Source organism: Lactobacillus sp. W8174 (assembly GCF_016100975.1).
In the GTDB taxonomy this organism is placed as follows: Bacteria; Bacillota; Bacilli; order Lactobacillales; family Lactobacillaceae; genus Lactobacillus; species Lactobacillus juensis.
This window is the reverse complement of record NZ_JACFRN010000001.1, coordinates 75,969-90,390: the sequence shown is the minus strand read 5'-3', so window position 1 is coordinate 90,390 and position 14,422 is coordinate 75,969. Positions and strand designations below refer to the sequence as shown.

The window sequence follows — 14,422 nt, the reverse complement described above, 5'->3', positions numbered from 1 at the left end:
TTTTCGTAACAAAAAAGACCTTACCAAAGCTTGATAAAGTCCTCAGTGCTATAAAGTAATCTGCCCGTTTGCTAATAGTTCGTCACACTTTTCGGGATCAAAGGCTTCTCCAACAGTAAATTCATTAGGAACCACCATAATTCCGCGCTTTTGAGGAGCGTGCTCAAGTCCCAATTCACGAGCAGAACAAATCATGCCATAGGAATCCACGTGACGCAGTTGACCTGGCCAAATTACTTGACCATTAGGCATCAAAGTACCTGGTAAAGCAACAACCACTTTTTGTCCCTGCGCAATGTTAGGCGCACCACAGACAATTTGATGTTCTTCACCATTGCCCACATCAACTTGTGTAACGTGCAAATGATCAGAATCGGGATGCTTGTCACAGCTTTTGACATAGCCATAAACAAGTGTTGGCTTGCCATAAGCAAGTTTATCAGTAAAACCAACTTCTGCCAGTTTTTCATTTAAAGCAGTCAAATCATCTTTTGACAGCTTAACTTGTCCATCTGATAATTTATCGTAGTCAATTAGCTGATCAACGTTAAAAAAGTTATAACCGGTAACATTACCCTCTTCATCAGTAATGCGTGTGATATCAACTTTTTCATCGTATTTACTATTGCCCTTATCCTGACCTAAAATTACAATCAAGGTATTGGGATAACTTCTTTTATTAATACTAGTAATCATGAATCAATAATCCTCTTTCACTTAGTCAAGTGACCGTAAAAAGCTTTCAACCTCATCTTTAGTTTTACGATCCTTATTAACTAGTCTACCAATTTCTTGACCATCTTGGTAGACCACAAAGGAAGGAATACCCATGATGTTCATTTCCTTAGCCAGGTCAATTGAGCCATCACGATCAATTTGATAAAATTTGCTATCGGCAAAATCTTTTTCTATTTCTGGCATGAAGGGGTCTAAAAAACGACAATCCGGGCACCAACCTGCTGAAAATTCTAAAACTACTCGTCCATTTTTAGTAATCGAGTCTAATTTATCTTTATTCAATTCTTTTATTTGTTCCATTTTGAAAAACCTCTCAATCCTTACTCTTATTTAATTATTTTACCCCAAAATCTGCGTGCAAAGCATAAATTGGATTGCCCTGAGCTGCAAATTTGTGTTCATATTCTGTTTCAATATTGGCACTGACTATTTCATCTTTTTCATTATGAAGATCAACTGACATAAAATCAAAGTGCATCCCAAAATTATTCATACTTTGCACAGAATAAGCAAAAAGTCCTGCATTGTCAGTTTTAAATTCTATTTGCCCGTTTTCCTGCAAAACAGTCTGATATTTTTGTAAAAAAGACTTATAAGTTAACCGCCTTTTCTCATGCCTAGTTTTTGGCCAGGGATCACTAAAATTCAAATATATTTTACTTGCTCTGTGAGCATCAAAAAAAGTATCAATATTAGCAGCATCAGCACATAAAATTTGTAAATTAGACAAATCTTTTGCTAGTTTAGTCCGTAAAATCATGCCAGCTGCTGTTATTTGCAATTCCAAAGCAACAAAATTCTTTTCCGGATGCTCTTCCGCCATCGTAGTAATAAACTTTCCTTTGCCGGGCCCTACTTCTATCTCTAATGGTTTTGAAATATCAGCAAACCGCTTTGACCAATCAATTTTCAGACTTGGATCAGGTCGATCAATCACACTTTCTGGATGCTCTTGTACAAGCTTTACAGCCCACGGCTTGTTACGTAATCTCATCTATTCTGCTACTTCCTTTTCTTTACTTTTGCAGGTAAGTATAACCTTAATACGCCCCAGCTGAAAACAACTAAACATCCCATTGCCGCAAACAAGCGTAAATTAATTGGTAAGGTGATCAGCCAAGAAATACTGATTATAACCCCTTGAGCTAATAATATTCCCGCTAATGCAGATACTAAATCAAGGCCACGATTGGAACGCTCAATTGGATAAACACGATACATGATATTGGTATCGAATTCATCAACCATTGGTATCAATTGGTAAATAGTCAAAAAGACTACTAAGCATGACAAACATAATGCCCAAATCCAATTTTGTACCAGCCAGGAAATTAAAACTGCAAAAGCAGTCATTCGGAAAACTAAATTAATATTTTCTGGGTTTCTAAGCACTGAACGGCGATACAAAAATTTATGCGGATTTTCTGACGATAAATTTTTAGGCAATAAAAAGTCCAAATATTTTCGTCTTTTAATATTAGTCTGTCTTTCTTTAACGTCTGTGAACATGCTAAAAGCGTTATAAACAACATTTTTGCGCTTTTCTTCTTGCTCCACGGCATATTGCCAGTCAAACAGTGGGGCATGTTGCGGCTTCAAAACTAAAATAAAGACAGCAGCCGCTAGCAAGATTGCGATTATGATCATGATCTGGGGTTTAAACATTCCCAAGCCAAACAAAAGCAGGAAAAGGATATTTAAAATTATGATGGAAATTTTACGGTTAAAATATAAATTATATTCCATAACCTTAAGTTGCAATATTTTGGCCAAAAAAACAGCAAAAACAGCGAAAACATAATTTAAAGGTTCAATCTTCGCCTTAATCGTTGCAAAAGGAAATATAATTCCCGCCATTAAAACCAAGCAAATTGTCGGTACAATTAAACTGTAATTTAACATTGGTTTTAAATATGATGCTAAATTTTCGTCTTCGGGCAATAAAAATTGTAAATCAGCTGGTTTTAACAAAGTTACCAATTTCCCTATTAAAAGTGGCAGCCAGAGCAAAATACCAACTAGTGGACGGTAGTACCACTGACTTTCAGGCATAGTCTTCATTGCCTGTGCGTACCAGAACATAAGCGCTCCAAAAAGGAAAATCAGAGCTAAGATAAAGAAATCATTAAAAACCAATACTAGATATTTTAAAGATTGGCTTAAATTTTCCCGCAACCTTCTTTTAGCCAAATCATGCATTTTGTTGCTCCTGACTTAAAATCTGGTAAATTTGATCAAATGAATCTGTTTCCTTTAAGCCGTAGTGCATTCGAATTTCAGCCAAAGTACCAGTAGAAGCAATTTTGCCGTTGTTTAAGACCGCATAGCGTGAAACGGCCTGAACACTGTTAGCTAAAATATGTGTTGACATTAATACCATTTTGCCCTGACCAGCAGCATCTGTGATTAATTGCACTAAACTAGCCACTGCTAAAGGATCTAGTCCAGTAAACGGTTCGTCAATTACAAGTAGTTCTGTATTTGCCAAAAAGGCACAAACAATCATCACCTTTTGCTTCATACCTTTAGAAAAGTGAATTGGCAGCCAATCGAGCTTGTCATCCAACCTAAACATCTGCAGCAACTCATGAGCTTTTGCCCAGGCCTGTTTTTCGTTTAACTGATAGCTGAGAATCGTTAATTGCAGGTGTTCTTTCAAAGTTAATTCTGAATATAAAACTGGGGTTTCGGGAATATATGCGACTTCTCTTTTAAACTTAGTAGGTTGAGCGGCTAAGTCAACGCCATTGAGAGTAATTTTCCCTTTTTGTGGTCGTAATAGCCCCAAGATATGTTTAATTGTCGTCGATTTGCCTGCGCCATTTAGTCCAATTAGCCCTAAAACTTCTCCCGGGATAATTTCTAAGTTAATATCTTTAATGACCGGCACACCAATGTATCCACCAGTCAAATGTTCAATTTTTAAAGTCATAATTCCTATCTTTCTTTTAATGAATTTACTCATTTAATATGATAGCATGATATTAAAAGAAACTAAATTTTGAAATGAAGAGGTTTTAAAATGGAAGAATTAGATAAAGATTGCTTATTTTGTAAAATTATCACGGGTGAAGCCAACAGCTACACAGTTTTCGAAAATGACGACGTCAAAGCCTTTTTAGACTTATCTCAAGTCAACCCAGGTCACACTTTAATGGTACCTAAAAAGCACATCACTAACTTTTTTGATTATACGCCTGAAGATGCTCAAAGATACTTGCAGTATATTCCAACAATTGCCAATGCAATTAAAAAGTTTGACCCTAGAATTACTGGTATGAACATCAGTAGCAATAATGGCGCCAGTGCCAGCCAAGTAGTAATGCACTCACATATTCACTTTATACCACGATTTGAGGGAGACGGTTTAAAGATTGCAACGCGCAATAACGCTGAAAAATATACTGAAGAAGATTACCAAAAAGTTGCAGCTGCAATTAGAGCCGAGTTCTAAGGTGACATGATGAAACATTTTAGTTTAGGTCTAGCAGTGGGAGCGGGTTTTGGCGTTGTTCTTTCACTATTTAAAGATAAAAACGGTAATCGTTTATTCCCATCGGTGCAAAAGCCAATTAATTCAGTGAAAGAAGACATTAGTGATCTTACCGACTCTAGCAAAAAGTTAAAGACTGCCAAGCAAGAGTTAAAAGAATCTTTGCCACAAGCTAAAAAAGCAATTTCTGAATTAGAAAAAGAAGTGGAATATTATCAAATAGGCATTAATCGGATTATTGCCAAATTAAAAAGCAAAGCTTCAGCGATTAATCATAATATTGAAAATGAAGCTGATAATTCTAAAAATTAGTAAAGAAACTGGCAATTTTTGACAAAAAACTTAAAAATAAAAACTAGATTTGCCAGTTTATGTTATATTAGTTGTCGGTGACTTAATTTATTAAGGATGTGGAGAATTTATTTTATGAAAAAATATATCAGAAAAGCAGCAGCTGTCATTGCCGTAGCAAGTATGGCATTATCAACAGCGGCTTGTTCCAATGGCGGTAAAACCGTTGCTTCTTATAAAGGCGGCAAGATTACCCAGCAAGAATACTATGACGAAATGAAAAAGTCTCAGTCTGGTAAAACCGCCCTGGCAAACATGATTATCAATCGTGTTTTAGAGCAACAATATGGCAACAAAGTTTCAAAAAAGCAAGTTGATAAACAATACAATAATTACAAAAAGCAATACGGTAGTCAATTTGATGCCGTTTTGCAACAAAATGGCATGACTGCTTCAAGCTTCAAACAAAACTTGAAAACAAACCTGCTTACTGAAGCTGCTTTAAAGGACATCAAGAAGATTTCAAAGAGTCAAGAAGACAAAGTTTGGAAAGATTATCAACCAAAAGTTAAAGTGCAACATATTTTAGTTTCTAAAAAATCTAAAGCAGAAGAAATTACTAATGAACTTAAAAATGGTAAAAGTTTTAAGAGTTTGGTGAAAAAGTATTCTTTAGATCCAGGAACTAAAAACAATGAAGGAAAGCTGCCTGCTTTTGATTCTACTGATTCTAGTTTAGACCCTGCGTTTAAGAAAGCTGCTTTTAAATTAAAGACTGGCGAAACAACAAAGAGTCCTGTTAAATCTCAATCAGGTTATCACGTAATCAGAATGATTAAGCACCCTGCTAAAGGATCATTTGCTTCACACAAAAAAGAGATTGATAACCAAATCTATCAGACAATGTCACAAGACCAACAAACTATGCATGATGTTCTAGCCAAAGTTATTAAAAAGGCTGGAGTTGACATAAAAGATAAAGATCTAAAAGATGTCTTAGCTTCTTATGTTTCTACATCTACTGATAAAAAATAATTATATTAGAGTAAAAAAAGAGTTCAAGCATGCTTGAACTCTTTTTTTACTCTAATTTACGGGCCTTTCCTAATGATTCATCTGTTTTAGGTCTATAAAATTTTCGGCCGCCTTGACTCATTATATTATCGGTAAAGTTGCCAGGACGAGTGTGCTGTAAAGCATTGGTGATAGCGTAAACAGATGCATCCAAATCATCAATGCGGTGCAGTAACTCGGCTTCAAGAAGAGCAGGTAATTTAGGTGAGCCATATTCAAATTTACCATGATGAGATAAAACCATATGCCTTAGCAACAATAAGTCTTCGGATTCTAAATCAATTTTAAGTTGCTGAGCCGCCAGCATGATTTGTTCATCAATCAAAACCAAATGCCCAATCAAATTACCTTCAGTGGTATATTGTGTCGCTGCCGGACCTGTTAATTCAAGTACTTTGCCCATATCATGGAGGATACAGCCGGCATATAACAAAGAACGGTTAATTTGTGAATAATTGTCCGCCAAACCTTTTGCATCACGCAGCATCGATACAGTATGGTAGGCCAGTCCGCCACGCACTGCGTGATGATTACTTTTTCCCGCTGGAAAATCAAAAAATCGTTTATCCCATTTTTTTAATAAGAATCGTACAATTCTGTTCCAAGTAGGATTCAGTATTTCAAAAACATACTGGTTTATTTCTTCTTTCATATCAGCAATTTTCTCTGGAGCTGATTTGATAAATTGCCTAAGATCATACCCTTCTTCCGGGCCCACAACACGTAAGCTATAAATCTTTATTTGTGGCTGACCCTGATATTCTTCGCGCTTGCCATCAAGCTCTACTATTGTTCCTGCATTAAAAGTTGCAGCATCTTGATCATTAGCATCCCAAAAGTTGCCACGAATCTCACCAGAAGAATCACTAAATGACATTGCTAGATAAAGTTTGCCTTTTTTCGTATGTCTTAATTGAGAATTCTTAATTAGCACAACCAACTCTAGTTCTTCGCCATCATTATAATCCAGCAAACGTTTATACATTTTTAGTTCCTCTCTTAAAAGTTAGCGGTTGTATTCGCAATTTATCAACAAGACTTGTTTGCGCAGTAAAAATTAATACCTGATTGTTTCTAGCAATTGCTTGAAGCAGCTTTTCAATTTCATCAACTCTGTGATCATCAAAATTAACAAAAGAGTCGTCTATTAATATGGGTAAATTTATTTCATCTCGTATTTGTTGAACAAAAGCCAGTTTTAACGCAAAGTATAATTGCTCAGAAGTTCCTCTAGAAAGATATTGCACTTCTATTTTTTTACCATCAAAACGAGTAACCGTTATTTTTTTACCAATTTCAATATCATTATAACGGTTATCCGTTAATAGTCGCAAATATTCTTTAGCAGTAACCAGCATTTTGGGAAATCGTTCATTCGAAGCTAAATCAAGAGCACGACTAATCCATTTTGCAGTAAATAGGTCAGCTAAATATTCAATGCTCAAATTTTTCAATTTTGCCTTTAAGTTAGCCAGTTTTTGTTTTTCCTCGAAAACAGCCGTTGAATTTGCCAAATTTTCCATTTTGACTTTTATTTCAGCTGCTTTTCCCTGTATGTGATTAATATTTTCATGAACTGAAGAAATTTTTGACCTTAAATTTGCGAGTTCAGTTTGATTTTCTGTTTTATTTTGGGCATAACTTTTTAACTCGCTCAAATCATTTTGCAAATTCGTTTCAAGAGCATCAATCTGGTTTTGTATTTTATCCTGTTTTAGCTTTTGTTTTTGTATTTGCTCATATTCAGCTAAGCTAGTAACTTGCGCCTTTGCCAGAATCATTTTTAGCTTGGTTTCAGTTTCAGTTAGTTCATCTTTATTTTCAGCCAAACTGTTTTCTAAGCTAGTTTGCTTTTCTCGGCGTAATTTTTCTAAATTTATTTTCTTGGTCAGTTGGTCCAGTCCATTCAATACATCTTCAAAAGTACTTACAGTTTGATTCAGTTCATCACCTAATTGGACTGCTATCGGTGTGACTAATCCTATTAACTCATTTTTTCGCTGATTATTTCTTTTTAAGTTTTGAATTAATACTTGATATTGTCTCCATTCATTAATTAAATTATTTATATCTAAATTGATGGGATTAATAGCATAGCGCTTTTCAAAAGACTGTCTTTGCTTCCTTATTTTTTCATTTTGCTCTGTTATAGTTTCTACTGCTTTTTGTGTTTGCTTCTGCTGATAAAAACCAAATAACACTAGAGCCAGCCCAATACCAACAGCTAAAAAGCCAAAAGCTCGTGCAATAAACAATAAAATTAAACCGACAAGAAAAATAACGCCACCAAACAAAAAATACTGCTTAGAATTGCCATTCTTACTCTGCTCAATCTTTAATTCCTTTTGGGGCAGCTTTTGATAGTCATCTTGCAGTTTAATAATTTCCTTTTGCTCCATTCCCACAATTTTATTCAGATTTGGATCGAGTGCAATAAGTTGTTTCTGCTCTTCCTTAATTTGTTCATCTTTTTGTAAGCAGTTATGATACTCAGATTGCCATTGTAATACTTCCGGCTTTTTTTGAACAAGCACTGAAGCAGCCTTATTTTCTTCCTGGTCATGAGAATATTCACTTAACTTTGCTGTGATTTTCTGCTGCTTTTTATGCAAAGAATCAACCTGCATTGTTAAGGTTTGTGCAGATTGAAACTGCTCTGAATCAAAGTTGACTGTTTTAACTTGATTTTGTAAATCTTGCAATTTTTCGTAGCTGGGAACAAGTTTTTGCATCTTTTCTAACTTGTCATATTCTTTTTGTAATGCAAGTTCTTTGTTCTCTTCTTGATGTTGCAAACTTTTTTGCTTTTTAAAACTGTCATTAAGTTCTTGGTAAACAGAAAATTCATTTTCAGAGTTACTGACTTTGCTTTCTTCATCTTTAACTTCTACCAGCAACTGATTAATAGGCGGCTTTCTGCCAGTCTTTTTAAATAAACCGTCAGCACTTTTAGCAAAATCATCACGTAAAGTTATTAGGCTATCACTATTAGCTGCACCCAAATAATAGATACGTTCCAGTAAATCTTTCTGCTTGATCTGATCAACTTTTGCCAGCATATCCTGATTAAAAATAAAACTGTCAGTGTAAAATTCACCATCAATATTTTTTATTTGATCAAAAAAAACACTTTCTGGTACCACTTGGTTGTCACATTTCACAGTCAGAGTACCAGCTTTTGACCCTTTACCATGTGCGTAAAGTCTTTCTAACTGATAATGCTGACCATTTTCATTTTCAAAAAATAAAGACCCGCCCATTGGACTAACCTGTGCTAAAGGCGTGTAGTCCTCAAAAAAATCCGAACTATGGTTAGCAAGGTGAAAGCCAAATAAAATCTGTTTAATAAAGGCAACGATGGTACTCTTTCCTGCTTCATTAGCTCCGTAAAAAACATCAATGTTTGAATTTGATAAATCAAAAGTAAAGTTTGAAAATTGACCAAAATTAACTATTTGAAGTTTAATTAATTTCATCATTAACTCCTTTCAATTTACTATTTAACTTGACTTCAGAGAGTTGTTTTACTTCCTGAACGAATTCAGGGTCTTGAGCCAAACTATCAGTATACTCAGTTTTTAAAGCCCAGCTTTTACTGATTTGAGCAAATTGATCAGGACCAAAAACTTCTTTTTCAGCCTGTTTAAAGTACTTTTGATCATTAAAGGCGATTTCTAAATTGGCCCCACTAATAAACCGCACATCTACCAACTGTGAGTCATGAGTCAGTCTTTTAGAAATCATTTGCCAAAAATCACTGTCTTGGACCAATTCTTTTTCTTTTTCATTCAAAAAATCAGCTCCCTTAATTTGCAGACAAAAATAAGTAGTTGATATTGCTGACAGACAATCAATAATCATATTTTCCAGTTCTGTTTTTGCCACTGGTTTTGTTAATTCAAGCTCTTTTTTACTCCAAGTAATAGAATTGGTCCGCATAAAATGGATCTTAGTTTGTTTTGTTTGCTCATCAATAGTTCCTAAATAGCAACCTTTAGGACCGGTTTCATTAATGTGACGACCCTGGATGTTTCCTGGATAGACGATTAATGGCGTTTCGGACAAGACTTGTCTTAAATGAATATGACCCAAGGCAAAATAATTGTAATTGAGATTTTGCAGCTCACTCAAACTAAAAGGCGCATAAACATTTTGTGCACTGGCACCTGCTCTTTCCTGTGCGTGCATGATGCCAAAAGTATAACGATTGCTTTTAGCAGGAAATTGCGCCGCCATATTATCTTTAATATGATTGGCCAAATATGAAAAGCCGCTCACGTCATATTCAAAACCGTTTTTTGTTTTATAAGAGACAGTTTCTACTTTTTCTCCGTTACCCAGTAACTTGAAATAGGGACTTTCAGCGACCAGCAAGTCTTCTTTTGCCATATGATCATGATTACCCAAAATCATTATTACCTGAATCTGCGCATTGACTAGTCGCTCAATTTCATGAGCGAAAAAAATTTGTACACTGGGAGTTGGCTTGAAACTATCAAAAGTATCCCCAGCAATTAATACTAAATCAACCTTTTCTTTCAGTGCCAAATCTACAATTTTAGTTAAAGATTGCATTGGAGCATTTTGAATCTGCTTAAAACTCTCAGATGGTAAAAAAGATAGCCCCAAAAATGGACTATCTAAATGTGCGTCAGCAAAATGGATGAATTTCATTATTTTTTATTCCTAAGACCGTCATAAAGGTCATTAATTGGCTTAGCAATTGCTTTTTGAACATCATCAATAGTTTTATACATATTTTGCTCAGCTTGCAAGAGCTTTAATATTTGGGCATCTTTTTGCACCTTTTCATTTAATTTTTTATAATCCTCTTCTAAATCCTTTGGAAAATCTCTTCCTTCAGACTGTGAATTAATAATTTTTGTCTGCATCTCATCCATCTGTTTGAACAAAGCTGTACTTTCTTCATTGTTTTTAACCGCAGCAATAGCAGCACTTAAAGCCTTAAATTCATCAAGCTTTTGCAAATCTGTTGCTACTTGATTTGCTGAATCATAAATATTAATCATCTTTTTCCTCCTAATTAATGACCGAAAAGTCCTTTAATGTCATTATACCATTCATTAATTTTTTCTCCTGCTGAACCTATGCCTTTTTCGATTTTATCTCCAAAGCCCTTTGTCCAATCTGAACCTGCACCGTTATTTTGAATAATTTGCTTTGGGGCCTGTTCTTTAAATTGATTTTGAGCTGTATATGGCAAAATACTTTCCATTTCAGCCTTATATAGCCTAGTAATACCAGTTTCTGAAACACCATGCATGAAGTGCTGCTGATTAGTGCGGTCGAAGCCAACCCAAGTAGCAACCACAACGTCTGGTGTATAACCGACGATCCACTGATCTTTAGTACCAAAGCCATAAGAGTTTGGTACTTCAGTTGACCCAGTTTTACCTGCAACTCGATAACCAGCTGGTTGAGCGGATGTTCCAGTTCCACCTGCAAACACCCCCAATAACATGGTAGTCATTTCTTTAGCCGTATTTTCCGAGATAATGCGATGCGTACCAGTATCATGATTTTCAGCGATTACATTCCCACTAGCATCAGTAATTTTAGTGATGAAATAAGAATTATTAGGCAAATTCCCTTTATTGGCAAAAGCTGAATATGCTCGTGCCATTTGAATAGGTGAAACACCTGTTGATAGTCCACCTAAAGCTAAAGCAAGATTTTGGTCTTCTTTTGGCACCTTGATACCAAAATTATTAGCTGATTGAACGCCCTTTGATACCCCAATGCGATCTAGTAACCAAACTGCAGGGACATTTTTACTCTGGGCCAAGGCGGAATACATCGGGATTTTATCAGAATAGCCGTTGTCAACGTTATGCGGTTGATAACCATTTTTACCAAAACGCTGCAGCTTGTTAGAAAGCTGCGAATCATAGTGATAACCTTGTTGAAGCGCTGGAGCATAAGAAACTAGCGGTTTAATTGAAGAGCCTGGTTGTCTCTTCATTTGAGTAGCACGGTTATAACCACGAAAAACATGTTTGCCTCGACCACCTACTACAGCTCGCACTGCGCCAGTTGCAGGATCCATTACCACCGTTGCGCCTTGAGGTTTCGTACCATCAGTCGCATTTTGCGGAAACAGATAACCTTGGTCAAATTTTTGCTGCAGCTGACTTTGATAATTTTGATTAAGGGTTGTGTATATTTTCAAGCCCTTATTCATTACATCTTCTTCTTTTAGCCCGTAGCGATTAATTGCCTCGTCAACGACTGCATCGAAGAAATAAGGGTAACGATACCCATCTTTATTATGGTAGGTGTCACGTAAAGTTAAACCAATTTTTTGCTCACTTTTCGCCCTGGAATTTGATAATTTTTTATTATCAACCATTAGATTTAATATCAGGTTTCTCCGAGACAAAGCATAAGACATATGGTCAATTGGGTTATATTTACTTGGATTACGCAAAATACCGGCTAAAGTTGCTCCTTCTCCGATTGTCAACTGACTGGCATTTTTACCAAAATATTTTTGACTGGCATCTTCAACTCCCCATACACCATTGCCAAAATAAACTTTATTAAGGTACATAGTCAATATGTCTTTTTTAGAATAAACATGGTTTATTTCAATAGCAAAGAAAAGTTCTTCAACTTTACGAGAGAAAGTTTGCTTCTGCGTCAACAAAGCATTTTTAGCCAGTTGTTGCGTGATGGTCGAACCACCACCAGATATTTGACCGCGGTTAAGAATCAAGCCTAAAGCAGCTCTGCCCATTCCTTTGATGCTAAAACCCGGATTTTTCCAAAAAGTACGATCTTCTGTTGAAATTACAGCATTTTTCACATTAGGCGAAATTTTGTTATAACTTACATAAGTACCTTTTTGCGAATATAATGAGCCAGACTTTTGACTCTTATAATCGTAAATTCCGGTTGTAGCTGATAATGATGCCTTTAAATTTGATATATTTGAAGTTTTAACTTTAACGGTATAATAAGTACAAACCAATAACATCCCGGTAAGCAAAATCAAAATGATCCAGCGACCGATGAAAAAACGGTTGTCAAAACGGTGCCATAAGCCGCCCTTACCGTTTTTCTTTGGTTCATTGTTTTCCATTTTATCTGCTCCTTTAGAAACAACTAAAATTGTATCATATTAAAGGAATTTACCTTTATTTTCAAAAAGATTTAACAAATATTTATGAGCTATTATTTTACCTTTAACTTTCCTCAAAATCTCAATCCGTGTTCTGTAAATGATTTATTACGTCAATTACTCATTCCGAGAAAATGGCGTCACTTTTTACGTGTCGAACGAAAAGTACAGATTAACGGTAAATATTATCATTTTAATCAAAATGTAAAGCCAAATGATAAAGTTGAACTTTGGCTCAATCACGTTGAAAGTAAGCAGCATAATTATCCAGCTAGTGGTAAAAATCCGGAAGTTATTTACGAAGATGACAGTCTTTTAATTATAAATAAACCTGCAGGGCAAAAAACGCACCCGAATTTAATGGAAACTGATACAGCTCTGAATGATTGTGCTACCTATTTAGGATTTTCCCCTTTTATTGTACATCGACTAGATATGCTAACCAGCGGTCTGCTACTGGTAGCCAAAAATCCTGCCGTTGTGCCTATTTTAAACCGGGAATTAACAGCCAAAATTTTTCACCGCGAATATTTAGCTGTGATTAATGTTAATAAGCCAATAGCCAACAGAGGAACAATCGAATTGCCAATCGGTCAAGATCCACTTGATCAGCGCAAACGCAAAATAACAAGCAATGGACTACAGTCAATCACACATTACCAGATTTTAAGGTATTTGGACAACAATACCGCTTTAATTAAATTAAATTTAGAAACAGGTAGGACACACCAAATACGGGTACATCTCGCTGCGATAGGATGTCCGATTGTGGGAGATCCATTGTATAACTCTAACTGTGAAAAAGAACAATTTTTGCACCTAACAGCTTACCAAATTTCGCTACAAAAGCCTTTCACATTAAATAAAATAAATGTCAAATTACTAGACAAAAAAATACCTTTGCTTAAAGAAAGAACTAAATCATTTTGATTTAGTTCTTTCTAATTGATTTAGATTTAACTTACTGACGATAAGCTGTTGCTGTTGCCTCATAACCCCAATATTCAGGTAGCTTATAGCTAATTGCATATTCAAGTAATTCACCAGAAACTAATGGTAAATAAGTCTCACGTTCCTGATAAATAAAGAGCTGAGTTGGTTTTTGGGTAAAATACTTCAAAATTTCTTTATTTGTAACAGTTTTAGCACAGTTTTTTTGCTTAAATGGTAATTCAAAAGGATCAATTTTTGAATCATCTCTAACTTTTTGGTAGATTGAATTAAATGATGACAAATTATCCACATGATCAATATTTAAATAATTTGGATTTAGATAGCTAATCGAATATTGACTTATCTTTTTTCCAATATACCGCAAACGCCTTACTTCAAGATAATTGTTAATTGCTTTAAGATGAAGTTTACGTAATACTTCTTTTTCGGTACCGATTTTAGCTAAAAGAACCTTAACACTTTCGGTTTGTCCCTCAGCCAAGTTCAAATCCGTGAGCATTGCAACCTGCTTATGTGCTTCTTTTGCAACAAAAGTCCCACTTCCTTGAACTCGAGTTACCTTATTTTGTTGTTCTAAGGTATTTAAAACTTTTACTGCAGTCGTAGAGCTAACATGATAAATTCGACTGATTTCTGCTTCACTATAGAAACGATCACCAGGATTTAGCCATCCATTATCTAACTTTTCAACCAATTTTAAAACAATATCTTGATATTTTGACATCAATTTC

At 35.3% G+C, this 14,422-nt stretch carries 15 protein-coding genes; 4 read left to right on the top strand and 11 right to left on the bottom strand.

Going from position 1 to position 14,422, the window contains the following annotated elements:
- Positions 1 to 48 precede the first annotated feature (48 nt).
- The 5 genes from ytpR to H3U49_RS00555 are packed head-to-tail and all read right to left on the bottom strand — an operon-like array spanning position 49 to position 3,670.
- Positions 49 to 696, bottom strand: coding sequence for a YtpR family tRNA-binding protein (gene ytpR / locus H3U49_RS00575; protein ID WP_198178828.1), 648 nt, complete (start codon positions 694 to 696; stop codon positions 49 to 51).
- 21 nt (positions 697 to 717) lie between these two features.
- The gene (locus H3U49_RS00570; protein ID WP_327059487.1) at positions 718 to 1,056 is read right to left on the bottom strand and encodes a thioredoxin family protein; all 339 of its coding nucleotides are present in this window, start codon (positions 1,054 to 1,056) and stop codon (positions 718 to 720) included.
- 16 nt (positions 1,057 to 1,072) lie between these two features.
- Entirely contained in the window at positions 1,073 to 1,732 is a 660-nt protein-coding gene (gene trmB, locus H3U49_RS00565; RefSeq protein WP_198178823.1) for a tRNA (guanosine(46)-N7)-methyltransferase TrmB, read from the bottom strand.
- Positions 1,733 to 1,740: 8 nt separating this feature from the next.
- The gene (locus H3U49_RS00560) at positions 1,741 to 2,937 is read right to left on the bottom strand and encodes an ABC transporter permease (protein WP_198178822.1); all 1,197 of its coding nucleotides are present in this window, start codon (positions 2,935 to 2,937) and stop codon (positions 1,741 to 1,743) included.
- Complete coding sequence (locus H3U49_RS00555) at positions 2,930 to 3,670, bottom strand: ABC transporter ATP-binding protein (RefSeq protein ID WP_198178820.1); 741 nt, start codon at positions 3,668 to 3,670, stop codon at positions 2,930 to 2,932. Before H3U49_RS00555 ends, H3U49_RS00560 begins: the two co-directional genes overlap by 8 nt.
- Positions 3,671 to 3,760: 90 nt before the next feature.
- Here H3U49_RS00555 and H3U49_RS00550 point away from each other — a divergent pair, with 90 nt between their 5' ends.
- The 3 genes from H3U49_RS00550 (at position 3,761) to H3U49_RS00540 (ending at position 5,557) form a co-directional block, all read left to right on the top strand.
- Positions 3,761 to 4,192: an HIT family protein gene (locus tag H3U49_RS00550; protein WP_046332337.1), complete on the top strand. Its 432-nt coding sequence runs from the start codon at positions 3,761 to 3,763 to the stop codon at positions 4,190 to 4,192.
- A gap of 9 nt (positions 4,193 to 4,201) precedes the next feature.
- Complete coding sequence (locus H3U49_RS00545; RefSeq protein WP_198215868.1) at positions 4,202 to 4,543, top strand: hypothetical protein; 342 nt, start codon at positions 4,202 to 4,204, stop codon at positions 4,541 to 4,543.
- A gap of 114 nt (positions 4,544 to 4,657) precedes the next feature.
- Positions 4,658 to 5,557 carry a peptidylprolyl isomerase PrsA gene (locus H3U49_RS00540; RefSeq protein WP_198178815.1) on the top strand — a complete coding sequence of 300 codons (900 nt, stop codon included), beginning with the start codon at positions 4,658 to 4,660 and terminating at the stop codon, positions 5,555 to 5,557.
- 46 nt (positions 5,558 to 5,603) lie between these two features.
- Here the strand turns inward: H3U49_RS00540 and H3U49_RS00535 are convergent, their stop codons facing one another.
- The 5 genes from H3U49_RS00535 to H3U49_RS00515 are packed head-to-tail and all read right to left on the bottom strand — an operon-like array spanning position 5,604 to position 12,698.
- Positions 5,604 to 6,581 carry a 3'-5' exoribonuclease YhaM family protein gene (locus tag H3U49_RS00535; RefSeq protein ID WP_198178813.1) on the bottom strand — a complete coding sequence of 326 codons (978 nt, stop codon included), beginning with the start codon at positions 6,579 to 6,581 and terminating at the stop codon, positions 5,604 to 5,606.
- The gene (locus H3U49_RS00530; protein ID WP_198178812.1) at positions 6,574 to 9,072 is read right to left on the bottom strand and encodes an AAA family ATPase; all 2,499 of its coding nucleotides are present in this window, start codon (positions 9,070 to 9,072) and stop codon (positions 6,574 to 6,576) included. The genes H3U49_RS00535 and H3U49_RS00530 overlap by 8 nt, the downstream gene beginning before the upstream one ends.
- Positions 9,059 to 10,270, bottom strand: coding sequence for a DNA repair exonuclease (locus H3U49_RS00525; protein WP_198178810.1), 1,212 nt, complete (start codon positions 10,268 to 10,270; stop codon positions 9,059 to 9,061). The genes H3U49_RS00530 and H3U49_RS00525 overlap by 14 nt, the downstream gene beginning before the upstream one ends.
- Positions 10,270 to 10,626: a YlbF family regulator gene (locus H3U49_RS00520; RefSeq protein WP_198178807.1), complete on the bottom strand. Its 357-nt coding sequence runs from the start codon at positions 10,624 to 10,626 to the stop codon at positions 10,270 to 10,272. The genes H3U49_RS00525 and H3U49_RS00520 overlap by 1 nt, the downstream gene beginning before the upstream one ends.
- A gap of 14 nt (positions 10,627 to 10,640) precedes the next feature.
- Positions 10,641 to 12,698 carry a PBP1A family penicillin-binding protein gene (locus tag H3U49_RS00515; RefSeq protein WP_198178805.1) on the bottom strand — a complete coding sequence of 686 codons (2,058 nt, stop codon included), beginning with the start codon at positions 12,696 to 12,698 and terminating at the stop codon, positions 10,641 to 10,643.
- A gap of 84 nt (positions 12,699 to 12,782) precedes the next feature.
- Here H3U49_RS00515 and H3U49_RS00510 point away from each other — a divergent pair, with 84 nt between their 5' ends.
- Entirely contained in the window at positions 12,783 to 13,667 is an 885-nt protein-coding gene (locus H3U49_RS00510) for an RluA family pseudouridine synthase (RefSeq protein WP_198178803.1), read from the top strand.
- 31 nt (positions 13,668 to 13,698) lie between these two features.
- Here the strand turns inward: H3U49_RS00510 and H3U49_RS00505 are convergent, their stop codons facing one another.
- Entirely contained in the window at positions 13,699 to 14,415 is a 717-nt protein-coding gene (locus H3U49_RS00505; RefSeq protein ID WP_198178801.1) for a GntR family transcriptional regulator, read from the bottom strand.
- Between the last annotated feature and the right edge of the window lie 7 nt (positions 14,416 to 14,422).

Coding starts and splice junctions, on each gene's coding strand:
- H3U49_RS00510 (WP_198178803.1), top strand. CDS start 12,783: ATGAGCTATTATTTTACCTTTAACTTTCCTCAAAATCTCAATCCGTGT.
- H3U49_RS00505 (WP_198178801.1), bottom strand. CDS start 14,415: ATGTCAAAATATCAAGATATTGTTTTAAAATTGGTTGAAAAGTTAGAT.
- H3U49_RS00515 (WP_198178805.1), bottom strand. CDS start 12,698: ATGGAAAACAATGAACCAAAGAAAAACGGTAAGGGCGGCTTATGGCAC.
- H3U49_RS00555 (WP_198178820.1), bottom strand. CDS start 3,670: ATGACTTTAAAAATTGAACATTTGACTGGTGGATACATTGGTGTGCCG.
- H3U49_RS00550 (WP_046332337.1), top strand. CDS start 3,761: ATGGAAGAATTAGATAAAGATTGCTTATTTTGTAAAATTATCACGGGT.
- ytpR (WP_198178828.1), bottom strand. CDS start 696: ATGATTACTAGTATTAATAAAAGAAGTTATCCCAATACCTTGATTGTA.
- trmB (WP_198178823.1), bottom strand. CDS start 1,732: ATGAGATTACGTAACAAGCCGTGGGCTGTAAAGCTTGTACAAGAGCAT.
- H3U49_RS00545 (WP_198215868.1), top strand. CDS start 4,202: ATGAAACATTTTAGTTTAGGTCTAGCAGTGGGAGCGGGTTTTGGCGTT.
- H3U49_RS00535 (WP_198178813.1), bottom strand. CDS start 6,581: ATGTATAAACGTTTGCTGGATTATAATGATGGCGAAGAACTAGAGTTG.
- H3U49_RS00560 (WP_198178822.1), bottom strand. CDS start 2,937: ATGCATGATTTGGCTAAAAGAAGGTTGCGGGAAAATTTAAGCCAATCT.
- H3U49_RS00520 (WP_198178807.1), bottom strand. CDS start 10,626: ATGATTAATATTTATGATTCAGCAAATCAAGTAGCAACAGATTTGCAA.
- H3U49_RS00525 (WP_198178810.1), bottom strand. CDS start 10,270: ATGAAATTCATCCATTTTGCTGACGCACATTTAGATAGTCCATTTTTG.
- H3U49_RS00540 (WP_198178815.1), top strand. CDS start 4,658: ATGAAAAAATATATCAGAAAAGCAGCAGCTGTCATTGCCGTAGCAAGT.
- H3U49_RS00530 (WP_198178812.1), bottom strand. CDS start 9,072: ATGAAATTAATTAAACTTCAAATAGTTAATTTTGGTCAATTTTCAAAC.